Origin of the sequence: Acidovorax sp. 35-64-16 (assembly GCF_002281195.1) — a bacterium.
Lineage (GTDB): Bacteria > Pseudomonadota > Gammaproteobacteria > Burkholderiales > Burkholderiaceae_C > Acidovorax > Acidovorax defluvii.
In genome coordinates, this window is sequence record NZ_NCFM01000005.1 from 108,581 (window position 1) to 131,758 (window position 23,178).

General features: G+C 59.7%; 22 protein-coding genes and 3 tRNA genes. 9 read left to right on the forward strand and 16 right to left on the reverse strand.

The features are described from left to right. Positions 1–10 precede the first annotated feature (10 nt). Positions 11–883, reverse strand: a complete 873-nt coding sequence (locus tag B7Y64_RS06040; RefSeq protein WP_291328523.1) for an ABC transporter permease — start codon at positions 881–883, stop codon at positions 11–13. A 145-nt stretch (positions 884–1,028) separates the two neighbouring features. Beyond that, positions 1,029–1,991, reverse strand: a complete 963-nt coding sequence (locus B7Y64_RS06045) for an ABC transporter permease (RefSeq protein ID WP_291328525.1) — start codon at positions 1,989–1,991, stop codon at positions 1,029–1,031. 222 nt (positions 1,992–2,213) lie between these two features. Between B7Y64_RS06045 and B7Y64_RS06050 the strand changes: the two genes are divergently transcribed. Continuing rightward, positions 2,214–2,471, forward strand: coding sequence for a YfhL family 4Fe-4S dicluster ferredoxin (locus tag B7Y64_RS06050; RefSeq protein ID WP_024814235.1), 258 nt, complete (start codon positions 2,214–2,216; stop codon positions 2,469–2,471). 59 nt (positions 2,472–2,530) lie between these two features. On the opposite strand, the gene pth is transcribed toward B7Y64_RS06050, so the two are convergent. From pth to B7Y64_RS06085, 7 genes are all read right to left on the reverse strand, one after another. Then, positions 2,531–3,139 carry an aminoacyl-tRNA hydrolase gene (pth, locus tag B7Y64_RS06055; RefSeq protein ID WP_291324137.1) on the reverse strand — a complete coding sequence of 203 codons (609 nt, stop codon included), beginning with the start codon at positions 3,137–3,139 and terminating at the stop codon, positions 2,531–2,533. Between the two features lie 99 nt (positions 3,140–3,238). Next, positions 3,239–3,877: a 50S ribosomal protein L25/general stress protein Ctc gene (locus B7Y64_RS06060; protein ID WP_024814237.1), complete on the reverse strand. Its 639-nt coding sequence runs from the start codon at positions 3,875–3,877 to the stop codon at positions 3,239–3,241. Positions 3,878–4,049: 172 nt separating this feature from the next. Beyond that, positions 4,050–5,024: a ribose-phosphate pyrophosphokinase gene (locus B7Y64_RS06065; protein ID WP_291324138.1), complete on the reverse strand. Its 975-nt coding sequence runs from the start codon at positions 5,022–5,024 to the stop codon at positions 4,050–4,052. A gap of 47 nt (positions 5,025–5,071) precedes the next feature. After that, positions 5,072–5,148, reverse strand: a tRNA-Gln gene (locus tag B7Y64_RS06070). Between the two features lie 23 nt (positions 5,149–5,171). Then, entirely contained in the window at positions 5,172–6,035 is an 864-nt protein-coding gene (gene ispE, locus B7Y64_RS06075; RefSeq protein ID WP_024814239.1) for a 4-(cytidine 5'-diphospho)-2-C-methyl-D-erythritol kinase, read from the reverse strand. 9 nt (positions 6,036–6,044) lie between these two features. Beyond that, a complete protein-coding gene (locus B7Y64_RS06080) occupies positions 6,045–6,581 on the reverse strand; it encodes a lipoprotein insertase outer membrane protein LolB (protein ID WP_291324139.1) in 537 nt (178 codons plus the stop codon). Next, on the reverse strand, positions 6,581–8,365 hold the full coding sequence (locus B7Y64_RS06085) for a tetratricopeptide repeat protein (RefSeq protein WP_291324140.1): 1,785 nt from the start codon (positions 8,363–8,365) through the stop codon (positions 6,581–6,583). Before B7Y64_RS06085 ends, B7Y64_RS06080 begins: the two co-directional genes overlap by 1 nt. Before the next feature lie 29 nt (positions 8,366–8,394). On the opposite strand from B7Y64_RS06085, the gene mutM reads away from it, so the two are divergent. From mutM to mutY, 3 genes are all read left to right on the forward strand, one after another. Next, positions 8,395–9,210, forward strand: coding sequence for a bifunctional DNA-formamidopyrimidine glycosylase/DNA-(apurinic or apyrimidinic site) lyase (gene mutM / locus B7Y64_RS06090; RefSeq protein ID WP_024814242.1), 816 nt, complete (start codon positions 8,395–8,397; stop codon positions 9,208–9,210). Positions 9,211–9,315: 105 nt separating this feature from the next. Further along, a complete protein-coding gene (locus B7Y64_RS06095; RefSeq protein WP_024814243.1) occupies positions 9,316–11,277 on the forward strand; it encodes a dynamin family protein in 1,962 nt (653 codons plus the stop codon). After that, positions 11,274–12,326, forward strand: a complete 1,053-nt coding sequence (mutY, locus tag B7Y64_RS06100) for an A/G-specific adenine glycosylase (RefSeq protein WP_291324141.1) — start codon at positions 11,274–11,276, stop codon at positions 12,324–12,326. Before B7Y64_RS06095 ends, mutY begins: the two co-directional genes overlap by 4 nt. A 29-nt stretch (positions 12,327–12,355) precedes the next feature. Here mutY and rapZ read toward each other — a convergent pair whose 3' ends face one another. Genes rapZ through B7Y64_RS06115 form a run of 3 tightly spaced genes read right to left on the reverse strand, consistent with a single transcriptional unit; the run spans position 12,356 to position 15,788 of the window. Then, positions 12,356–13,219, reverse strand: coding sequence for an RNase adapter RapZ (gene rapZ / locus B7Y64_RS06105; RefSeq protein WP_024814245.1), 864 nt, complete (start codon positions 13,217–13,219; stop codon positions 12,356–12,358). Between the two features lie 5 nt (positions 13,220–13,224). Further along, positions 13,225–14,889 carry a DNA repair protein RecN gene (gene recN / locus B7Y64_RS06110; protein ID WP_291324142.1) on the reverse strand — a complete coding sequence of 555 codons (1,665 nt, stop codon included), beginning with the start codon at positions 14,887–14,889 and terminating at the stop codon, positions 13,225–13,227. A gap of 2 nt (positions 14,890–14,891) precedes the next feature. Next, positions 14,892–15,788 carry an NAD kinase gene (locus B7Y64_RS06115; RefSeq protein ID WP_024814247.1) on the reverse strand — a complete coding sequence of 299 codons (897 nt, stop codon included), beginning with the start codon at positions 15,786–15,788 and terminating at the stop codon, positions 14,892–14,894. A gap of 28 nt (positions 15,789–15,816) precedes the next feature. Between B7Y64_RS06115 and hrcA the strand changes: the two genes are divergently transcribed. The 4 genes from hrcA (at position 15,817) to greB (ending at position 17,874) form a co-directional block, all read left to right on the forward strand. Next, on the forward strand, positions 15,817–16,821 hold the full coding sequence (gene hrcA / locus B7Y64_RS06120) for a heat-inducible transcriptional repressor HrcA (RefSeq protein WP_024814248.1): 1,005 nt from the start codon (positions 15,817–15,819) through the stop codon (positions 16,819–16,821). Positions 16,822–16,869: 48 nt separating this feature from the next. Then, positions 16,870–16,946 (forward strand) — tRNA-Ile (locus B7Y64_RS06125). Between the two features lie 202 nt (positions 16,947–17,148). Then, positions 17,149–17,225 (forward strand) — tRNA-Arg (locus B7Y64_RS06130). A 79-nt stretch (positions 17,226–17,304) separates the two neighbouring features. Beyond that, positions 17,305–17,874, forward strand: a complete 570-nt coding sequence (greB, locus tag B7Y64_RS06135) for a transcription elongation factor GreB (protein ID WP_291326577.1) — start codon at positions 17,305–17,307, stop codon at positions 17,872–17,874. A 32-nt stretch (positions 17,875–17,906) separates the two neighbouring features. On the opposite strand, the gene B7Y64_RS06140 is transcribed toward greB, so the two are convergent. From B7Y64_RS06140 to B7Y64_RS06155, 4 genes are all read right to left on the reverse strand, one after another. Continuing rightward, positions 17,907–20,186, reverse strand: a complete 2,280-nt coding sequence (locus B7Y64_RS06140; protein ID WP_291326575.1) for a bifunctional (p)ppGpp synthetase/guanosine-3',5'-bis(diphosphate) 3'-pyrophosphohydrolase — start codon at positions 20,184–20,186, stop codon at positions 17,907–17,909. 95 nt (positions 20,187–20,281) lie between these two features. Continuing rightward, positions 20,282–20,485, reverse strand: a complete 204-nt coding sequence (gene rpoZ / locus B7Y64_RS06145; RefSeq protein ID WP_005794722.1) for a DNA-directed RNA polymerase subunit omega — start codon at positions 20,483–20,485, stop codon at positions 20,282–20,284. Between the two features lie 16 nt (positions 20,486–20,501). Further along, positions 20,502–21,122 (reverse strand): guanylate kinase, encoded by a 621-nt coding sequence (gene gmk / locus B7Y64_RS06150; protein WP_024814251.1) that lies wholly within the window; start codon positions 21,120–21,122, stop codon positions 20,502–20,504. 36 nt (positions 21,123–21,158) lie between these two features. Beyond that, complete coding sequence (locus B7Y64_RS06155; protein ID WP_202899879.1) at positions 21,159–22,076, reverse strand: YicC/YloC family endoribonuclease; 918 nt, start codon at positions 22,074–22,076, stop codon at positions 21,159–21,161. 76 nt (positions 22,077–22,152) lie between these two features. On the opposite strand from B7Y64_RS06155, the gene B7Y64_RS06160 reads away from it, so the two are divergent. Continuing rightward, positions 22,153–23,169, forward strand: a complete 1,017-nt coding sequence (locus B7Y64_RS06160; RefSeq protein ID WP_024814253.1) for a serine/threonine-protein kinase — start codon at positions 22,153–22,155, stop codon at positions 23,167–23,169. Positions 23,170–23,178: the final 9 nt, after the last annotated feature.

A 23,178-nucleotide genomic window follows, 5' to 3' on the forward strand; every position in this document is an offset into this window, starting at 1 on the left:
GCGAGGCAGGTCAGCGCTTGCGGGCCAAGCGCGGGTCGAGCAGATCGCGCAGGCCATCGCCCAGCAGGTTCAGGCCCAGCACGGCCAGTGCAATCGCCATGCCGGGCCACACGGCCAGCAGCGGGGCCTGGAACATGAGGGTCTGGGCGTCGCTGAGCATGCGGCCCCACGAGGGCTGCGGCGGTTGTGTGCCCAGGCCCAAATACGACAGCGCCGCCTCGGCCAGGATGGCAATGGCAAACTGCACCGTGGCCTGCACGATCAGCACCGAGGCGATGTTGGGCAGCACATGCTCGAGCGTGATGCGCACGCTGCCCTTGCCGCACGCACGCGCCGCCAGAATGAAATCGCGCGACCACACGGCATTGGCCGAGGCGCGCGTCACCCGCGCAAAGGTGGGAATATTGAAGATGCCAATGGCGATGATCGAATTGACGATGCCCGCGCCAAACACCGCCGTCATCATGATGGCCGACAAAATGGCTGGAAAGGCAAACGTGAAGTCGGCCAGCCGCATGATGGTTTCTTCCACCCATCCGCGCCGCGCGGCGGCCAGCAGCCCCAGCGCCACGCCCAGGCCCATGCCAATGCCCACCGCAATCACGCCCACCAGCAGCGAGTTGCGTGCGCCCACCAGCAGCAGCGACGCCACGTCGCGGCCAAAGGCGTCGGTGCCCAGCCAGTGCTGGGCGCTGGGCGGCTGCAGCTTGGCGGGCAGGTCCATTTCGTAGGGCGACCAGGGCGTCCAGACCAGCGACAGCGCCGCTGCGGCCAGCAGCAACGCCACCAGCAGGGCGCCCGCAACAAAGCTGCGGTGCCCCAGGGCACGGCGCAGCCAGTGGGGGCGTGACGACCGAACGGATGAGGAAGTCGTTGCGCTCATGGGTTTGTTGACCGCTTTTTGTGAAGCCCCCGGCGCTTGAAACCGGCGCGCCCCAAAGCCAGCGCCACCGTGGAACTGGCTCTGCCAGGCCACGGGTGGTGTCCCCCTGGGGGGATGGTGCGAAGCGACTCAGGGGGGGGGCACCTCATATATCGCTGGCCTTCACGCGGGGGTCGATCACCGCGTACAGCAGGTCCACGAAGAAGTTGACGACCACCACCATGGCCGCCAGCAACATCACGCAGTTGCGCACCACGACCAGGTCGCGGTTGGCAATCGACTGGAAGATCAGCCGGCCCAGGCCCGGCAGATAAAACACGTTTTCCACCACGATGGTGCCCGCCAGCAGGTTGGCAAACTGCAGGCCCATCACCGTGACGACCGGGATCATGGCGTTGCGCAGCACATGGCCCCACAGCGCAGCCCGCCGCGACAGGCCCTTGGCGCGCGCGGTGCGCACAAAATCTTCGCGCAGCACATCCAGCACGGCCGAGCGCGTGATGCGCGCCAGAATGGCCGCCTGCACCACCGCCAGCGCCAGCGCGGGCAGCAGCAGTGCTTTCAGCGCTTGCAGCGGGCCGCCGCCGCTGTCTTCGGTCCAGCCCGGGAAGCCCCCGGCCGAAAACCACTGCAGCTTGACCGAAAACAGCAAGATCAGCAGGATGGCGAACCAGAAGTTGGGAATGGCAATGCCCAGCTGGGCCAGGCCCATCACGCCCAGGTCGCCCCACCGGTTGTGGCGCGCAGCGGCAAAAAGGCCCGCCGCGAGGGCCAGCACCGTGCTGAGCACCATGGCCATCAGCGCCAGCGGCACCGTGAGCGCCAGGCGTTCCAGCACCAGTTCCAGCACCGGGCTGCCATAGGTGTAGCTGTCGCCCAGGTCGCCCACCAGCAGGCCACGCATCCATTGCCAATAGCGCTGTCCCGCGGGCTGGTCCAGCCCCAGTTGGGCGGCAAGCTCGGCCACGGCGTCGGGTGAGGCGTCTGGCCCCATCAGCACCTGGGCGGCGTTGCCCGGCAGAATGTCCAGCACCACAAACACGACCACCGATGCACCAAGCAGCGTGGCAACAAGGGTGAAAAATCGCTTGAGAAGAAAGAAACCCATGGATCGGATGCTGGCGGAGCGTGGGTGGGTGCTTTAGTCGATTGAAAAAGGTAAGGTGCCCGAGCAGCATACCGACAAAGCATCCATGGCGGCGGTGGTGTGTTGTGCCTGGTGTCGAAGCAGGGCAGAGCAGGGGCGCGGGATAATACGCGGCATGAAGACCGTCTCCCTGAACCCGCTGCATTCGCGCCTGGCGCTCCCGCCATCCACAGGGAGGACCGCATGGCACTGAGAATCACCGACGAGTGCATCAACTGCGATGTGTGTGAGCCCGAGTGCCCGAACCAGGCCATCACCCTGGGACAGGAAATCTACGAGATCGACCCCGACAAATGCACCGAATGCGTGGGCCATTTTGACGAGCCCCAGTGCGTGCAGCTGTGCCCGGTGGCCTGCATCCCGGTAGACCCCCAGCATGTGGAGAGCCGGGAAACGCTGTGGCAGAAGTTTCACCGGCTGCAGGCTGTCACCAAAATATAAGTGTTTTTTGCCTCTAGAGCTTATCCATCAAGCGCTAATAGCTATAAAAACAATAGCTTCTAGTTGTCTTCAGGTCTTGGTGGCTTGGGACGCGGTGGCTTGGTGGTGTGGATCAGCAACGTGGCTTTCTCCATGTCCCCCGCCAGCAAGGCCGGATGCGCCTTGAGTGAATGCTGGATGCTGTCCTCGATCAGGGTGCGCTGGTCGGGTGAAGGTTTTTTCAGCACCCAGTTGGCCACTTCGGCCTTGACGCCCGGATGCCCGATGCCAATGCGCAGGCGCCAGTAATCGGGCGAACCGAGCTGGGCATGGATATCCCGCAGGCCGTTGTGCCCGGCATGGCTGCCCCCGCGCTTGAGTTTCACCTGGCCGGGGGCGATGTCCAGTTCATCGTGCGCCACCAGGATTTCCTCGGGCTGGATCTTGAAGAACCGCGCCAGTGACGCCACCGATTTTCCCGACAGGTTCATGAAGGTCTGGGGCTGCAGCAGCCACACACTCTGGCCATGTACGCTGGTGCGGGCCACCAGCCCGTGGTAGCTGCGCTCGGGCACCAGCGTGGCCTTGAGTTCGCGCGCCAGCGCGTCTATCCACCAGAAGCCCGCGTTGTGGCGGGTGGCCTCGTAGTCGGGCCCTGGGTTGCCCAGGCCCACAAACAGTTTGATCATGTGCGCAATTATCGGTAGCTACCAATGAAAACGGCCCACACAGGTGGGCCGTTGGATGCAGCTCTGCCGGAGCAGGCCGCGAAGACCGGTGCGCCGGTCTTATTTCTTGCCCTTGCCCTTGCCCTTGGCATCGGCGGCAGGAGCTGCATCGGCGACAGGCGCCACCACTTCCACCACGGGGTTAGTCACGGAAACCAACACGGGGTTGTTGTTCTGACCGCCACGGATCACAGCGCTCACACCCTTGGGCAGTTTGATGTCCTTGAGGTGCAGGGAAACACCCTTCTTCAGCGTGCTCAGGTCCACGGCAATGAACTCAGGCAGGTCGGAAGGCATGCAGGTCACGTCGAGTTCGTTCACGACGGGGTTCACCAGGCACTTGTCCACCTTGACAGCGTCGGACTCATCCGCGCCGCTGAAGTGCAGTGGCACCTTCATGTGCAGCTTGGTCTTTTCGTCCACGCGCTGGAAGTCAATGTGCAGCACCAGTTGCTTATAGGGGTGGTATTGCACGTCGCGCAGCAGAACCTTGGCGGTTGTGCCGGCCACTTCCATGTCCAGCACGCTGGAGTGGAAAGCTTCCTTCTTCAGGGCGTGCCACAGTGCGTTGTGGTCGACCTCGATAAGCTGGGGTTCGGCAGAACCGCCATACACGATGCCAGGCGTCTTGCCCGAATTGCGCAGACGGCGGCTCGCACCCGTACCCTGCTTGGCGCGCTCAAAAGCGACGATGTTCATAATTAGCTCCTGAAAAGGGACGACCGCGACCAGTCATTCCCTGTTAAAAAAAGGCTTGTTGCGCCCAGATGGCGGCAAGCCCACAACAATGCTCCCGAACAGGCAAGCCTCCCGAAGGAGGCCTGCAAGCATCTGACTCAGCAAAGCCACGCCTCACAGGCGCGACCGGCGCTCAGAAAAGATTCTCTTGGTCCGAGAACAAACTCATCACCGACTCTCCCTTGGCAATGCGCTGGATCGTTTCGGCGATCAGCGGAGCCACGGAGAGCTGGCGGATTTTTGCGCAACCCTTGGCGTTGTCGCTCAAGGGGATGGTGTTGGTCACCACCACTTCATCGAGGGCCGAGCCCTGGGCGATGCGTTCAATGGCGGGGCCGGAAAAAATGGGGTGGGTGCAGTAGGCGTACACCTTCTTGGCACCGCGCTCCTTGAGCACTTCGGCTGCCTTCACCAGCGTGCCGGCGGTGTCGATCATGTCATCCATGATCACGCAGTTGCGGCCGTCGATTTCGCCGATCACATGCATCACTTCGGAGACGTTGGCCTTGGGCCGGCGCTTGTCGATGATGGCCAGATCGCAGCCAAGCTGCTTGGCCAGAGCCCGGGCACGAACCACACCACCCACATCGGGCGAGACGACGATCAGGTCGTCGTAGTTCTTCTGGCGCAGATCGCGCAATAGCACCGGCGAAGCGTAGATGTTGTCCACCGGGATGTCGAAGAAGCCCTGGATCTGATCGGCATGCAGATCCATGGTCAGCACACGGGCCACGCCCACCGCTTGCAACATGTTCGCCACCACCTTGGCGGAGATCGGTACCCGGCTGGAGCGGGGGCGGCGATCCTGGCGGGCGTAGCCAAAATAGGGAATCACGGCGCTGATGCGTTCGGCTGAAGCACGCTTGAGCGCGTCCACCATGATCAGCAGTTCCATGAGGTTTTCGTTGGTGGGTGCGCAGGTAGACTGCACCACGAAAACGTCACGGGCTCGCACGTTTTGTTTGATTTCGACGGTGACTTCCCCGTCGGAGAAGCGGCCCACATCGGCAGCACCCAAGGTGGTGCCGAGGTGTTGGGCAATTTCAGCTGCCATGCCAGGGTTGGCATTGCCGGTGAAAACCATGAAGTCGGGTTGGTTGGCTTGCATGAGCGTCCCAGCAGTCTGAAAAAAAAGCCCGTACGCGAAAAGAAATTTGGCAGGGGAGAAAGGATTCGAACCTTTGCATGCCGGAATCAAAATCCGGTGCCTTAACCAGCTTGGCGACTCCCCTACACGGGTTGATTGCAAAAACAATCAACCGAAATTCTTGTCTGCTGCCCATCCTGCCAGAGGATGAATCATCAGATTCTCACATGTTTTGACCTGCCAATCGCCAGGGGCGTTTTGAAGATCAACGGCATGCGAAATTTGCGCAAACACTGCACTACCCGAACCGGTCATTCGACCCTGCAAACCGTGCGATTCAAGCCACTGAAGGGCCTGCGTCACTTCGGGGCACAAGGCCTGGGCGACTGGTTGCAAGTCATTACAACCGAAATTGTAGTGTGCTGCAGCAAAGCCTAAGATTGTAGCACGATCTGAATCACGTTTCAGATCTGGAGCAGAAAATATTGATTTCGTATCCAGACCCGCCTCGGGTTTCACTACTGCAAAGCTCGCTCGCGGTAGCTGATGTGCATTCTCAAGCGGCGTGATTATCTCACCAATTCCCTCCACCCAGGCGTTGTGGCCGCGCAAAAAAAACGGCACGTCGGCGCCCAGTGTCAGCCCGATGGCTTCCAGCGCGGGGCGGGGCAGGTTCAGCTTCCAGAGGCGATTGAGCGCCAGCAGCGTTGTGGCCGCGTCGGACGAGCCGCCACCCATGCCTGCCTGGGCAGGAATCTTTTTCAGCACGCCAATGTGAGCTCCCAGTCCGCAGCCGGTGGCCTTTTGCAGGGCCTGCGCCGCGCGCAGCGTGAGGTCGAGAGCGGGCAGTGTGGGTCCCAGGTCTTCGCGGGTGATGCGGCCATCGTGGCGCAGTTCGAAATGCAGCGAATCGCACCAGTCGATCAGCATGAAGACAGACTGCATCAGGTGGTAGCCATCGGGTCGGCGGCCAGTGATGTGCAAGAAAAGATTGAGCTTGGCCGGTGCCGGCACGTCGTACAGGTTTTGCATGAAACGGTGTCAGCGGGTCAGAACAATTCGCAGGGTGGCTTGCGGCGCAGGTGTATGGCGCTGTGCGACCAGTCGCCCAGATGCAATGGCCGATAAATCGACATGCCAGCCAACGGTTTCAACCTGGGTGCCTTCTAGCCAGCTGAACAGTGCTGCGACGGGAATACCGGTTCCCAGGACATCCTGCAGCAAGGCCTCCAGTGACTCAGACTTCCGGGTGTCCTGGCCCGTAGTAATCTCTGCGTGGCCGGCATTCCACTGGATTCGTGCGATGGTGTTGCCCAGAGGATTGAGCAAGACGAATTGGCCTTGTTGTGCCGACCCTGAGAGTTCGAACGACGCTGAAAAGGACTGTGACGCCTGATCTTCCACCTGCAACGCAAGGCGACCTGCCCATAGCGTGTCGTGTGAATGTGCAGGCCGCAGTTGAGGCTGCGCACAGCCGGCCAGCAACAGAACAAAAAACGCCAGCAGGCAAGCTACCCCGTAGGGCAGCGTCCGGGAGGGGCCTTGGGGTTGCTGGCCCGGAAAAATGGCGCGCAACATCAGGGCCTGGCCCCCAGCCTTTTCAGTGTGCCTTTGAGCGTTTCGTTGTCTGGATTCAGGCGCAGCCCCTCGCGCCAGATGCTCAAGGCGCGTGTGCGGTCTCCGGTGCTCCAGAGGACTTCACCGAGGTGTGCGGCAATTTCCGCGTCGGGCCGCTTCTCGAAGGCGGCTGATAGGAGTTGCAATGCCTGCGCGTTGTTGCCGAGGCGGAATTCGACCCAACCAAGGCTGTCCGTAATGAAGGGGTCGCCAGGAGCATATTCCAGCGCCTTGGCGATCAACCCTTTGGCCTCCTCCAGGCGCAGGCCACGTTCAGCCAGCGAGTATCCCAAGGCGTTGTAGGCGTGGTGGTAGTCGGGCTGCCGTGCTATCAGCTGCCGCAGCAGCTGCTCCATCATGCCCAGATCACCCGACTTTTCGGCCAGCATGGCCTGGTCGTAAATCAGTTCGTTGTCTTGCGGGTCCAGGTCCACCAGTTCGGTCTGAACGGCCAGGGCGTCTTTGTATAAACGCATCTCCTGCAACAACTGCACCTCAGCCTGCAGTTTCAAGCGGATCTGCTCTGAGGTATTGCCGGGCAGACCGCGAAGCAGGGCACGTGCTTGCGATATCTTTCCCTGTTGGGCGAGTATGGAAGCACGACGCCGCTGTGCGCTGAGCAATTCTTCCGACTTGTCTATGCGTCCGAGCCAGGATTCGGCTGCTGCATAGTCTTTTTTCTTTTCAGCAAGCTGCGCATAAAGAAGATAGGCCTGAGTCAGACCGCGCTGCTGTATGTCGGGATCTGCCGTGATCGCATTTGTCAGTTCGATGTAGCGCTGCAGTGATTTTTCAGCATCGGGCAGGCGGTTATCCTGGAATTGCAGTGTCGCAAGAGCAAGCCACGCTTCCCTCAGATCCGGCTTGTCGCGTGTCACGATCTCCAGCTGCTGGCGCGCAGCGGGGTAACGCTGCTGGCTCAGCAGGACGCGGGCATATGCCGTGCGCAATTCGGGATCGGGCTGATTGGCAAGGCGGGTTGTCACCAGCGATTCCGCTTCCGTAACGTCCTCCTGCATCAGTTCAAGGGCCAATGGCAAGGCCACTTCGCTCGAGCCGTCCAGTGCCAAGGCCCGACGAGCCGCCTCAAGCGCTCCAGCCTTATCCCCAGCCGCCAGGCGCATGCGCCCCAATGCGGTCCACGCAGCGGGGCCTGTGGCGGGATGGCGCAGTTCATCGATTAGCGCTTGCTCTACCACATTGGCGGCCAATTGCTTGTTGCTGGCACGGCCATACACCTGAGGAAGGGCCGACAGGGCCGCAGCTTTGGCTGCAGTCGGCATCTGAGTCAACTCCTGGCGCAGCAGGTCCGCGGTCTCGCCTATTCGATTGAGTGCAATCAGTATCTGCAATGTGTAGCGGTTGGCTTCCCGCGATTGGGGTTGCGCCTCTTTCCACGCACGTGCTGCTGCCAGGGCGTAGTCACCTGATCGGGCCTGCAAGGCAATGTCTGCGGCACGTCGGTACAACGCGCTTTCTCCACTGCGCCGCGCCGCTTCCAACATCAGTGCATAGCCTGCGCCTGGGTCTCCTGACTGTGTGGTCAGCTCGCCCAAAAATATCTCATAGAAAAGTTCTGCATCCAACTGCGCGCTGGGCGTTGGTAGCGTTGTGGCTTCTGAGGTGTCGGGGCGTTTCTCATCGCCGGACTGTGTCCATCCCGTAGTTGCTGTTGCCGCCAGAGCGGCAGTGAGAAGGGCTGTTCGAAAGCGATGAGATTGCACCATCGGGCCATAATAATCCATGCTCCCAAACCTGTTTCAAAGGCTATTGCATGCCTGAGTTGCCCGAAGTGGAAGTCACCCGTCGCAGCTTTGCGCAGGCTATTGCTGGGGCCAGGATCGAGTCGGTATGTGTGGGCAAACCATTGCGGTGGCCTTTGGGGTGTGACCCACAATCGCTGGTTGGCAAAAAGGTGGTCGCGCTGCGCCGCCGGGGCAAGTATTTGCTGCTCGATCTGGACTCGGGCCTTCTGTTGCTGCATCTTGGAATGTCGGGCAGCCTGCGTTTCAGTCGTGATCTGCCCCCACCGGGTGGGCATGATCATTTCGACATCCTCACGTCAGAAGGAACATTGCGTCTGCATGATCCCAGGCGTTTCGGCGCCGTGGTCTATGCGGCAAGCGAGCAGGATGCCGTGGCGCAAAAGCTGCTGGGCGGGCTGGGAGTAGAGCCGCTGTCCGAGGACTTTACCTATCCTGCCTTCGAAGCGGGGCTCAAGGCGAGTCGCGCGCCCATCAAGCAGGTGCTGCTGGCGGGGCGTCTGGTCGTGGGGGTAGGCAATATCTACGCTTGTGAGGTGCTGTTTCTTGCAGGCATTCGACCCACCGTTGCTGCGCATCGCATCGGTCCCTTGAGAGTGCGCAGACTTTATTCAGCGATCACGACGGTGCTTGAGCGTGCAGTGGAATTGGGCGGCAGCACATTGAAGGACTTTTCCAGCGCCGACGGAAAGGATGGGCATTTCCAGCATGAGGCCAATGTCTACGGGCGTGTCGGTGCCCCGTGCCATCACTGCGGCACGGCCATCAAATTGGTTCGTCAGGGTCAACGCAGCAGCTATTTTTGTCCCCGATGCCAACGCGCATGACGTGGCGCGGATGGCCATCGGCATGGATATCGCTCCCAAGGGGCGGTCAATGCTATATTTTGAGCATGTCTACATGTAGACCGTTCATCGCATTCCGGGAGCAAAGTGGGACCATCATTCAACGAGCAGTTCGACCAGCACGGCGTGTGGCGGCGTGAGTTCGCCCACCAGATTCACCGTCTGTCCGAGTGGATGTCTGACCACGAACTCATGGACGCTGCAGTTCAGGAGCGGCTGAATCGCCTCGAAGCCCAGGTCCGCAGTGACAAGGTGATGGTGGCTTTCGTCGCGGAGTTTTCGCGGGGGAAGTCAGAACTGATCAATGCCATTTTCTTTGCTGACTATGGCCGTCGCATCATGCCTGCCAGTGCTGGCCGCACAACGATGTGCCCAACGGAGTTGGGCTACGACGCCTCGCTGGCGCCCAGTCTTCGGCTGCTTCCGATCGAAACCCGGTTGCAACTGCAAGGTCTTGCTGAATGGCGCGTGAAGCCCGAGCGCTGGATCGAAATCCCCCTGGATGTCAACAACGCCGATCAAATCGCCAAAGCACTTGAGAAGGTTGCGGAGGTTCGGAAGGTCACGCTGGACAACGCCCGGGCGCTGGGGTTCTGGCACGATGAGTTGGCGGACGAAAATCCGGTTCCTGATTCCGAGGGCTTGGTCGAAGTACCCATGTGGCGCCACGCCATCATTAATATTCCCCATCCCTTGCTCAAGCAGGGCTTGGTGATTCTGGACACCCCTGGATTGAATGCTGTGGGCGCCGAGCCCGAGTTGACGGTCAATCTCATTCCGCAGGCGCATGCGGTGGTTTTCATTCTGAGTGCGGACACGGGAGTTACCCGTTCGGATTTGTCCATTTGGCGAGAACACCTGGCAACCTCTGTGGACAGCCTTGATGCCCGTCTGGTTGTGCTCAACAAGATCGACACCCTGTGGGACACCCTCAATTCTCCGGACGAAATACTCGCGCAGATGAATCGGCAATGCATGACCTCCGCGGACATGCTGGGTGTGCCGCTGCAGCAGGTGGTGCCTGTATCTGCGCAAAAGGGCCTGGTTGCAAAAATCACCTGTGATGACCTGTTGCTCGAATCCAGTGGCCTGCCCGTGTTGGAAGAGGCGCTGGCCAAGGGAATCATGGGCCGTCGCCAGGCTATCTTGCGGGCTGCCGTGGCAACGGGGGTGGGGAGTCTGCGTGCAGAAACTTCGCGTGTCATCAATATTCGACGAAGAGATCTTGACGACCAGATGGCGGAGTTGCGGAGTCTTCGCGGCAAAAACGCTTCGGTGATCGAGTCAATGCGGCACCGCGTGGAACAGGAGCAGCGTGAGTTCGATTTGAGCACTGCCAAGATTCAGGCGGTTCGCGCGGTGCATCTCAAGTTGCTGCGAGACGTTTTTCATCAGCTGGGTGCGAAGTCGCTCAAGATGGAGTTGACCGAGTTGGCGCAGATGCTCCAGCAAAGGGGCTTGAAGCTGGGCGTGCGCAAAACCTATGCTAAGACCTTCGACAAGCTAAGGGGCACACTGGACAAGGCGCAGGCCTCTGGTATTGAAATCCAGGCGATGCTGGGTGGCACCTTTCGTCAGCTGAATTCGGAGTTTGGTTTCTCCCTTCAGGTGCCGCCCCCGCCGCAACTTGAACACTTCGCCCAAGAGCTGTCACAAATTGAACAAAGCCATCTGCAGTACCTGGGTGTCGGCAATGCCCTGAAGCTGGTGCAACCGGAGTTCGCCGAGCGGCTGGTTCGTGCGCTGGCCATGCGCTTGCGCACTGTGTACGAGTCGGCGGCGAATGACCTGGAGCTGTGGAGCAAGTCTGCAACGGCGCAACTGGATGCTCAGTTGCGGGAACGCCGCCGCAGTTTTGCCCGGCGGATTGAAGCCGTCGACCGCATTCAACATGCTGCCACTGGCTTGGTGGAGCGAATCTCCGAGATCGAGGCGGGTGAAGAAGAGCTTGTTCAACTGGAACGACGATTGGCGGAACTGACTGCCCAGTTGATAGCATTGCCTGTTCTGGCGGAAGCTGCAGAAAAAACCGGGCTTACGCCTGCATGATTCTTTCGGAAGTGGATGTCGCCACGCGCGTGGTTCGCTGGCAAGAAATCCATGGCCGCCATCACCTGCCTTGGCAGCAGACGCGGGATCCGTATCGGGTCTGGTTGTCTGAAATCATGCTGCAACAGACACAGGTCAGCACGGTGCTGGGTTATTACGCGCGATTTCTAGAGCGGTTTCCCGATGTGATCGCTTTGGCCCATGCGCCTTCAGATGACGTGATGGCGTTATGGAGCGGGCTTGGCTACTACAGCCGTGCACGCAACCTTCATCGCTGTGCCCAAGCCGTCGTGAGCGACCATGGCGGAAGTTTTCCCCGCACAGCGCAGACATTGGCTACCCTGCCCGGTATCGGGCGCTCGACAGCTGGAGCGATTGCAGCGTTCTGTTTTGCAGAACGCACGCCCATTCTGGACGCCAACGTGCGCAGGGTGCTGACACGGGTTCTGGGGTTTGATGCGGACTTGGCAGTGGCCCGCAACGAGCGGATGTTGTGGACGCACGCGCAAGCTTTGTTGCCCTCGGTAGACATCGACTTTGCCATGCCGCGCTACACCCAGGGGCTGATGGATCTGGGGGCAAGCTTGTGCACGCCGCGCAATCCAGCCTGCTCCCAATGCCCTTTGCAGACCTTGTGCGTTGCGCACCGCGAGGGAGCCCCTGAGCACTATCCCGTCAGAACTCGCAAACTCAAACGCCGTGCGGAATCGTGGTGGCTCTTGGTGCTGAAAGATTCCGTGGGGCGGTTTTGGTTGTCTCGACGTCCTGCGGCTGGGATCTGGGCCGGGCTGTATTGCGTACCGGTTTTTTCGTCGCGCCCGGATTTGTTGGCGTTACTGCATGAGCTAGGACCTGCTTGTGTGCAGTCCATGGAGGAGTGCACCCCTTTCCTGCATGTGCTGACCCACCGGGATCTTCATTTGCACCCCGTGGTCGTTGGGCAAGCTGTTGAGTTAAAGCCGGATGATGGGGGAGGCTGGTTTACTGCTGAACAGATCGCGGCGCTGGGTCTTCCTGCGCCCGTTCGCAAGTTGTTGGCAGGGCTATAGCTATTGCAAAGCCATCTTGATGCGGGCATCTAGCGGCCATCCATCTCTCGGTGGCGTCGTAGCACGGTCCAGCGGGCGCTGAATACTTGGGCCATTTGCTCTACAAGATAAACCGATCGGTGCTGCCCGCCTGTGCACCCGATGGCAACCGTCACATAACTTCGGTGGTTTCGGTCCAGCATATCCAGCCAATGGGAGAGAAACTGCTCAATGTGCTGGCCCATCAGTGCCACTTCTGGCTGCTGGCGTAGAAAGTCGGCAACGGGAGCGTCCAGGCCCGTCAGGTCGCGCAGAGCCGGCTCGTAATGCGGGTTGGGCAGCATTCGGACGTCAAACACATAGTCGGCGTCCACTGGAATTCCGCGCTTGAAGGCGAACGACTGGAAAACCAGCGTGAGCTGCCCCGGCGCTGCTGGCATCAGGTCCTTGACATAGCTTTGAAGCTGGGACGCCCTTATCGTGCTGGTGTCTATGACATGCGCTTGCTCACGCAGGTCGGCCAGTAACTCGCGCTCCAGCTCAATCACCTGCGTGAGTGCCCACCGTCCGTCTGTAATGTCGTCATGCGACAAGGGGTGGCGTCGACGTGTTTCGGAAAAACGTCGGACCAATGTTTCCGTAGTGGCATCCAGAAAAATGGACTGAATGATCACGCCCTGGTTGCGCAGGCGTTCCAGTTCCTGCGGCACTTGCGGCAGTGACGTGGCGCTGCGCACATCCATGGCGATTGCCACGCGGTTTCCGTGGTGTTTGTGTTCGAGTGCAACAAAGGCCGGGAGCAGTTCGGGGGGGAGGTTGTCTACGCAGTAATAGCCTGCATCTTCCATGGCGTGCAGTGCCACGGATTTTCCGGAACCAGACATCCCGGTGATCAGCACAATTTCCAGGGGCATGGATGTCAGCCTTTCTGCGGGGTGTTGGCCAAGCTCAGCATTTCGCTGGCATGGGCAAGGCTGGTGCCAGTTGGGCGTTCGCCGCCCAGCATGCGGGCCACCTCTGTAACCCGGAGGTCGCCCAGAACGGGCGTCACTGTGCTGGTGGTTCCCTTTGTATTTCGGCGCTTGGACACCATGAGGTGGTGATCGGCGTAAGCAGCCACCTGCGGCAAATGGGTGACTGCCAGCACTTGGCGGTCGCGCCCGAGTTGCCGCATCAATCGACCCACTGTTTCTGCCACGGCCCCGCCGACGCCCGAATCTACTTCGTCAAAAACCAAGGTGGGCGCCGTGCCGAGTTGGCTGGTAGTCACGGAAATGGCCAGGGAAATTCGTGACAATTCTCCACCAGAGGCGACCTTGCCGATGGGGCGGGGGGTCATGCCGGGGTGACCTGCCACGAGAAACGCAATCTCGTCCAATCCATGAAGAGCAGGCTCAGCGGTTTTTGTCACTGACACCTCAAACACTCCCCCTGTCATGCCCAGTCCCTGCATGGCCTGTGTGATGGCCGCTGACAGTTTGGGCGCTGTCCTTGTCCGCCTGAGAGAAATGGCTCGTGCAACCGTTTGGTAGGCTTTGGCACTGCTCGCTTGCGCGGTTTCCAGGCCGACGAGGTCGGCTGCGGCGTCCAGTTGTTGCAGCTCTCTTTTCCACGCTTGCAGCAAGGCGGGCAGTTCAGTTGGTTGCCGTTTGTAACGCCTCGCCAGAGTCATCCACTGTGAAAGTCGCAAATCGAGATCTGCGAGGCGGTCGGGGTCCAGGTCGGTGTGTCGTAGATAGGCTTGCAACGAGCGAATGACGTCGTTGGTCTGCGCCAGGCTGGACGAGAGGATATCGGCCATTTCACTGAATGCGGGCTCAAGCAGTTCCTGGCTCTGCAAAAGCGAGGTCGCTCGCGCCAGACTGGACTGAGCGCCGGATGCCTCTTCCTCGAGGGTTGCAAGCGCGCCTTGGGCGACCTCCAGCAACGTTTGGGCGTGCGAAAGGCGCTTGTGCTGTGCCTCAAGGTGTGCCCATTCATCCTCTGCGGGTGCTAGCTTGCTGACTTCCGCAATTTGCCACTGAAGCCTCTCGCGCTCCTGCTGGAGTGATGACTGTGCCGCACGTGCTTCCTCCAGAATCTTCTGGTCGGCACGCCATTTAGTCCACAACGCGGCAAGTTCTTGAACCGAGATACCTGCATAGGCGTCGAGCAACCCCCGCACGGAGTCGGGGCGGGTCAGACTTTGCCAGGCATGCTGACCATGAATATCCAATAGCTGATCTCCGAGGAAACGCAGTTGTGTCGCGGTGGCAGGGGTTCCATTGATCCACCCACGGCTTTTCCCTTGGGTGTCGAGGGTTCGGCGAAGAAGCAGGGTTTCGTCGGCTTCAATTCCTGCATCGTCAAACCATGGTTGCAGTTGGCAGGGGTAGTCGAATTCTGCGCATACATCTGCGTGGGAAGCTCCTTCGCGCACGTATCCAGCATCCGCGCGGGAGCCCAGAGCCAGCTGCAGTGCATCGACCAGAATCGATTTGCCGGCTCCCGTCTCCCCTGTCAGCACGGTGAAGCCAGTTTGCAGATCGAGCGTCAGCTCTTGAACGATCACGAAGTCTCGCAGTGTGATCCGCTTGAGCGCCATGGTCAGGAGCCCCCCTCGTTCCAGCGCAGCTTTTTGCGCAGGGTGGCAAAGTAGTTCCAGCCGAGCGGGTGCAAAAACCGAACGCTATGCTCGGAGCGCTGAACGAGTATTCGATCGCCATGCAGCAGTGATGCCAGCGACTGCATATCGAAATTCGCGCTCACATCCCTGCCGCTCACGATCTCGACGGCCACCTCGGTGGCATCGGACAAAACGATCGGACGGTTTGACAGGGTATGGGGTGCAATAGGAACCAGCACCCACCCCGGGATAGAAGGATGGAGCATGGGGCCGCCGGCAGAAAGGGCGTAGGCCGTAGACCCGGTGGGTGAGGCGATGATGAGCCCGTCAGCCCTCTGGTTGGCCACGAATCGCCCCCCCACTTCCACGCGCAGCTCCACCATGCCGGATGTGGCTCCGCGATTCACCACGACATCGTTCATGGCCAGGGCCTCGAAAACCGTGGTCTGCTCACGAACCACGCGGGCTCGCATCAAGGGGCGCAAGTCCTCTTCATACTCTCCGCAAAGCATGGGAGTGAGCGCCGCCTGGTAGCTGTCGAAGGGGATGTCAGTAATGAAACCCAGGCGCCCTTGGTTGATCCCGATCAGTGGGGTGCCATAGCGCGCCAACCGACGTCCGATGCCCAGCATGGTGCCGTCTCCTCCAACTACCAAGCCCAGGTCGCAATGAGTGCCAATGGTGTCTACGTCCATTGAGGGATAGGCGGTCAGGTTGGTGTTGATTGCTGTTTCTTGTTCAAGCACCACCTGGCACCCCTGGCGGACAAGAAACTGCGCTATTTCTTCGAGGGCGCGGCGAGAACTGTCGGTCATGGCGCCTGCAGCAGTTGCCTGATACTTGCCGATAAGCGCAACATGGCGGAAATTGGACGTCATCGCGAAATTACATCACTAAAATCCCCCCATGCTCGATGACCGTGCCAAGTTGTTGCTTAAAGCGCTGGTCGAGCGCTACATCGCCGATGGGCAACCTGTGGGTTCGCGCACCCTTTCGCGTGCGTCCGGTCTGGAACTATCTCCTGCGACGATACGAAACGTCATGGCGGACCTCGAGGAGTTGGGGCTGATTGCCAGCCCACATACCTCCGCTGGAAGGATCCCCACGGCGCGTGGCTACCGCCTGTTTGTAGACACCATGCTGACGGTGCAGCGGGATCCCCTGACAACACCGCAACTGGTACCAGAGCAGCCGCAAAAAGTGATTGCCAATGCGGCACATCTTTTGTCTAACCTCTCTCAGTTTGTGGGTGTCGTGATGGCGCCGCGGCGCACCTCCGTGTTTCGCCACATCGAATTCCTTCGGCTTTCAGAGCGCCGATTCCTGGTGATCATCGTTTCGCCCGAAGGAGACGTGCAAAACCGCGTCATCTTCACTGACGTGGACTACTCCCAGTCGCAGCTGATCGAGGCCGCCAATTTTCTGAATGCCCACTATGCCGGCTTGGCCATAGAGCAGGTGCGCGAAAAGCTCAAGTCGGAGGTCGACATGCTGCGCGGGGAAGTCGCTTCACTGATGCAGGCTGCAGTCAATGTCAGCTCGGAGGCGCTTTCTGAATCCCAGGATGAGGTTGTCATTTCTGGCGAGAGAAACCTGTTGGCCGTGAGCGACTTCTCCAGCGATATGGGCAACCTTCGCAGAGCCTTTGATCTGTTTGAACAGAAGACCCAGATACTGCGTCTTCTGGACATATCCAGCCAGGCCGAGGGAGTTCGTATTTACATCGGCGGCGAAAGCCAAGTGGTGCCGTTCGAAGAACTTTCGATCGTCAGCGCACCGTACGAGGTAGATGGCCGAGTGGTTGGGACATTGGGGGTGATCGGCCCCACCCGCATGCCCTACGACAAGATGATCCAGATCGTGGACATCACCTCCAAGTTGGTGTCCAACGCGCTGAGTTACCGCAAGTAAACGCCCTACAATACTTGCGGTGCCCCGTTTGATTCATCGTAGGCGCAAGGGGCGTTAGCTCAGTTGGTTAGAGCAGAGGACTCATAATCCTTTGGTCGTTGGTTCAAGTCCAACACGCCCTACCAGTGATCGTTGGCACGATCATCATTTGCTTTGAATTTTCTTTCGTTAGAAATTGATGAATTTGGATCAGGGGCCGTTACGGGTGCATTACAATTGCACCCGTGATTTGAATGGATGGGTGCTAACGCAGACGATGCAAGCATCAATCAAAAAATAGTGAGAATTTTGGATCGCTCTGATTTTCGTGCTATAATTCAAAGCTTAGCGGCTGTAGCTCAGCTGGATAGAGTACTTGGCTACGAACCAAGGGGTCGTGGGTTCGATTCCTGCCAGCCGCACCAATGTTTAAAGCCTGCAACTGAAAAGTTGCAGGCTTTTTCATTTGTGGATTGCTTTTCGTTTTGCGGGTAACACTTCGCCATGAACAAAGCTTTTACCAAGGAAACCGACGCCGATACCGACGACGATCTTGTGTCGCAGCCGCTCCCAGTTGGTGGGAAGAACTACATCACCCCCCAAGGTTATGCTCGGTTGCGCTCGGAGCTGTTGGAGTTGATTGACACGGAGCGTCCGAAGATCGTGGAGATCGTCCATTGGGCGGCCAGCAATGGGGATCGCTCCGAGAATGGGGACTACCTCTACGGCAAAAAAAGGTTGCGCGAAATTGACCGGCGCATCAGATTTCTGACCAAGCGACTAGAGATTGCAGAGATCGTCGAGCCAGCCATCCACCATGGAAGCGATCAGGTATTTTTTGGTGCAACCGTTACTTACCTGGAAGACGACAGCGTGGAGCGGACAATCACCATACTGGGGATAGATGAGGCTGAAAGCGGCCACGGCCAAGTGAGCTGGATGTCACCGGTTGCGCGTGCACTCCTGAAATCCAGGGTGGGTGACGAAATTTCACTGGCTGCCCCTGGAGGTATACATCGGCTGGAGGTGATGGATGTTCAGTATCCTGATAAGCCTTGGCAAAGCGGGGTCTGAACCGGTCACCTTCACCTTGCCGGGCCCACAGTTCAGGCTTGGGGAATGATTCGAGACGCTCTGATCACAGCCTGTGTGCGTCGCAATCCGCGCAATGCTGATTCGAGATGGGCCTGATCCCGCACTGCCACCACGAAGCGCAGGTCCGTGGTGTCAAGTGCTACCTCGTCGTCCATGTCCACATGGGTTATATCGGCTTCCGAGTTGGCCAGTTCTGACGCCACGCGTGCCAGTACCCCTTTGCCGTTGGTCACGGTAACAACCACCCCGGTCTCGAACATGCGAGAGGGTTCATCCGACCAGTCCACCGCGATGAAGCGCTCGCTGTCCTTGTGTTGCAGCCGCTTGGCGACGCTGCAATGCGCATTGTGGACCACCAAACCTTCTCCACGGCCCAGGTAACCCACGATGCTGTCGCCGGGGACGGGGCGGCAGCAGTGTGCGTACTGGACCGAAGCGTTTTCGCTTCCATCCAGAGTCACAGCGCCTTGGGACAGTTTTTCGTGGGATGTGTAGCGCTCTCGGGTCATCAGCAGCGCATCGGGCCGGTGGCCGTGCTCGGACATCAGAACCATGAGTCGCTTAGCGACTATGCTAGCTATGCGCTTGCCCAGCCCCAGATCTGTCATCAATTCGCTGCGCGTACGGTTCCCCGTGAAGCGAAGCAGTTTGTCCCACATGGGCTGGGTTTCCGTATCCATGGGCGGGAGGCTGACCAGCCCTTCTGCACGCAGGGCTTGCGTCAGCAACTTTTCGCCCAGACCTTCCGATTCGGTTTGTGCCAGAGTCTTGAGGTAGTGCCGAATCTTGGACCGTGCACGGCCCGTGCGCACAAACCCCAGCCATGCCGGATTGGGCGTGGAGATAGGGGCGGTGATGATCTCCACCACGTCGCCATTTTTCAGTTCGGTGCGCAGTGGTACCAGTTCATTGTTGATCTTGCCTGCCGTGGTGCGGTCACCCACATTGCTATGGATGGCATAAGCAAAATCCACCACGGTGGCGCCGCGCGGCAAGGCCATGATCTGGCTCTTGGGCGTGAAGACATACACCGCATCAGGGAACAGGTCGACCTTGACGTGGTCCCAGAATTCAGCGGCATCACGGGTTTCGTTCTGGATGTCCAGCAGCGACTGCAGCCATTTGGTCCCCAGCCTCTCGGCCGCGTTGCCTTCGCTGTCCTGAGCCTTGTAGAGCCAGTGGGCCGCAACGCCTGCCTCGGCGATAACGTGCATTTCATCGGTGCGCATCTGGAACTCGATGTTCACGCCCGAGGGACCTACCAGCGTGGTGTGCAGCGACTGATACCCATTGAGCTTAGGAATGGCAATGTGGTCTTTGAACTTTCCGGGCACTGGCTTGAACATCTGGTGCAGGATGCCCAAAGCGGTGTAGCAGTCGGTGATGCTGGGAACAATCACCCGAAAGCCATACATATCAGTGACCTGGGCAAAGCTCAGGTGCTTGAGGTCCATCTTCTGGTAGATGGCGTATAGGGTCTTTTCACGTCCGGCAAGACGAACCGGCATGCCAATGCGGGAGAACGCAGCATCCACTTCCGCTTGCACCTTTTGCACCAGATCCCGCCGCCGGTTGCGCGACTTGTTGATGGCCTTCGACAGGGTTTGATAACGCCACGGATGCAAATACCGGAACGAAAGATCCTGCAATTCGCGATACGTCTGATTCAAGCCCAGCCGGTGGGCAATCGGTGCATAAATCTCCAGCGTCTCAGAAGAAATTCGACCCCATTTGCTGCGCGGCATGTCTGCCAGCGTGCGCATATTGTGTGTGCGATCTGCCAGCTTGATCAAAATCACGCGAACATCGCGCGCCATCGCCAGCAGCATCTTGCGGAAGGACTCGGCCTGGTTTTCCTCGCGTGTATTGAACTGAAGCTTGTCGAGCTTGGTGAGTCCATCCACGAGTTCGGCGACCGGGGCACCGAAACGATCGATCAGGTCGGCCTTGGTTACGCCGCAATCTTCCATGGCATCGTGCAGCAGCGCCGCCATCAATGCCTGGGCGTCGAGCTTCCAGGTGGCGCAAAGTGCCGCCACCGCAATGGGGTGGGTGATATAGGGCTCACCGCTGTTGCGCAGCTGACCCAGGTGCGCCTCGTCGGCAAAGCGATAGGCTTGCCGCACCAGCTCGATGCTGGCTGGGTCGAGGTAGTCAAGATTGTCTGTCAGTGAGGCAAAGCTGGCCGCCGCTGCATTGGCAGCGGCCGCTGACGCACTGACCGTGCCCGAAGCGGGGGCTTCGCCGGGCCGAATCTGCGTTGCAGAATATGAATTGAGCACCGCGTTCATCCCTTAAATGTAGCGCGGTGGCGCATGAGATACCCGAGGCGCAAAAAAAAGCACCGCTGTGCGGTGCCTTTTGTTCAAGTTGCCAGTCGAAAAGATCAACCGGGAACCTTCTTCAGCATTTCCAGGCCAACTTTGCCTTCGGCGATTTCGCGCAGCGCCGTTACGGCGGGCTTGTTGCGGCTTTCGATGCGCGGGGCGTGACCCTGGCTCAGCATGCGGGCGCGGTATGTGGCGGCCAGCACGAGCTGGAAACGATTAGGAATCTTTTCCAGACAGTCTTCTACGGTGATGCGTGCCATCGGTATTCTCCGGGAATCAGGTGATATTGAGCGACTGGAAGGTGTCAGCACGGGCGCGGCGCTGGGCGGCGTACTTGAGTCGCTGGGCGTGAACTACGGCTTTCAGGTCGAAAAGCGCGCGCTCAAACAACTCATTGATTATAACGAAGTCGAATTTGCTCACTTGGGCCATCTCAATGGCTGCGTTCTTGAGGCGCACTTCGATGACATCTGCCGAGTCTTCGCCCCGGCGCTCCAGGCGTGAGCGCAGCTCTTCCCAGCTGGGCGGCAGGATGAACACGAGGATGGCGTTGGCAAAGGCCTTCTTGATCTGGAGTGCGCCCTGGAAGTCGATTTCCAGGATCACGTCCGAACCCTGTGCGATGCGCTCTTCGATGGCTTTTTTGGAGGTACCGTAGCGGTTGCCATGCACCATGGCCCATTCCACGAAAGCGTTGCCTTGCACCATGGCGTCGAACTCAGGCTCGGATGCGAAAAAATACTCGCGGCCATGTTTTTCCTGCCCGCGGGGAGGGCGTGTGGTGTGCGAGATGGACGGGTGAACGTGGGAGTCGAGTTCGAGAAGGGCCTTGACCAGACTGGATTTGCCGGCGCCGCTGGGGGCTGCCACTACAAAGAGATTTCCTGGGTAATCCATGGGTGATATCCGCTGGGTGCTATCAAAAAAAGAGCGTTATTCGATATTTTGCACTTGCTCGCGCATCTGCTCGATCAACACTTTCATGTCGACGCTGATGCGCGTGAGGTCCAGGGCCGCCGATTTGGAGCCCAGGGTGTTGGCCTCGCGGTGCAACTCCTGGATGAGGAAATCCAGGCGTTTGCCCACTTCGCCACCTTTTTGGAGCAAGCGCTCGATCTCGTCCAGATGCGAGTTCAGGCGGGTGATTTCTTCGGCCACGTCGATGCGGATGGCAAAGGCTGTTGCCTCGGTGAGTGCGCGGTCGCGTGCGGCTTCTGGAAGGGTGGAGCCGTCGGTCAGGGCCATGGCCTCTTTCCAGCGCTCCATGAAGCGCTGGCGTTGCTGTTCGACCAGCAGGGGCACCATGGGGCCAGCCTGTTGCGCCAGGGTGCGCAACTGACCGAGCCGGTCGTGCAGCATGGCCGCCAGGCGCTCGCCTTCTCGGGCGCGTGCCGCCAGCAATTGTGCGAGTGCCTGCTCCGCCAGGGGCGGCACGGCTTCGCTCCAGTCCTCGGGGCCGCTGCTGGCGTTGGCGCACAGGCGCAGCGCGTCCGCAACGGTGAGGGGGGCGGCTTGGGGGAGCCAGGCCTTCACGGCGTCCTGCAATGAGTTGATGCGTTGCAGCAGGCGGGGTGCCGGGTCCTGGAGGCTGTTGCCATCGTCGTTTTCGAGCGCGGCACGCACTTCCACCTTGCCGCGCTTGAGCTGCGCGGTCAGCATGCCGCGCAACACGGGTTCCAGGGCGCGCAGTTCGTCGGGAAGACGGAACGACAGGTCCAGAAAACGGCTGTTCACCGAGCGGATTTCGAGCCCCAGCCGGCGGGCCTGGGGGGCGCGGGCGTCGGTTTCAGCGCCAGTGGCAGAGGCGCCATGCTGTGCGCTGGCGTATCCGGTCATGCTGTAAACTGGCATTGGACTTTTTTGATGGTTGCTTGCGATCCGGTGATTATCCGGGTTCCGCTCTATACCCGGGTCATCTTCGCAAAATATGTCAAAAATCAAGCCGGCGCCATTGCCGCCCGATACCGTCATTGGAGGCTACCGTGTGGTACGCCGATTGTCTTCCGGCGGCTTTGGTGTGGTCTATCTGGCGCTCGACGCCGAAGGCCAGCAGATCGCTATCAAGGAATACCTGCCTTCTTCCCTGGCCACGCGGGCGCCTGGGGAGCTGCTGCCCAAGGTGCCCCCCGAAAAGCTCTCGCTGTACCGCCTGGGCCTTAAAAGCTTTTTTGAAGAAGGCCGTTCGCTGGCGCAGATCTCGCACGCCTCGGTGGTGAGCGTGCTCAATTTCTTCCGCGAGAACGAAACCGTCTACATGGTGATGAACTACCTGGAGGGCGCCACCCTGCAGGATTTCATCATTACCGCGCGCGATCTGAAGACGCAAAAGGTGTTTCGCGAATCCACCATCCGTTCACTGTTTGACGAGGTGTTGCGCGGCCTGCGTATCGTGCACCAGCACAAGATGCTGCACCTTGATATCAAGCCTGCCAACATTTTCATCACCGACGACAACAAGGCCGTGATGATCGACTTTGGCGCGGCGCGCGAAGTGCTGTCCAAAGAGGGCAACTTCATTCGTCCCATGTACACCCCCGGCTTTGCTGCACCCGAGATGTACCGGCGCGACTCGTCCATGGGCCCGTGGACCGATATTTATGCCGTTGGCGCCTGCATTTACGCCTGCATGCAGGGCTTTCCGCCCAACGAGGCGCCCCAGCGCATCGAGAAAGATCGCCTGTCGCTGGCGCTGACCAAGTTGCGCGGCGTGTATTCGGACAACCTCATCGAGGTGGTGGAGTGGTGCATGGCGCTCGATCCGCTCTCGCGACCGCAGTCTGTTTTTGCGCTGCAAAAAGAGCTCAGCCGCGAGGGCGAGCGCCGCTACACCAAGCTTTCGGTGGCCGAAAAGATGCGGCTGCAGCTCGACACCCTGGTGTCCGACACCAAGAAGAATGTGCAAAAGGTGGGTGATGCCACCGGCATCGGAGCCAAGCCCAAATGAGCACGACCC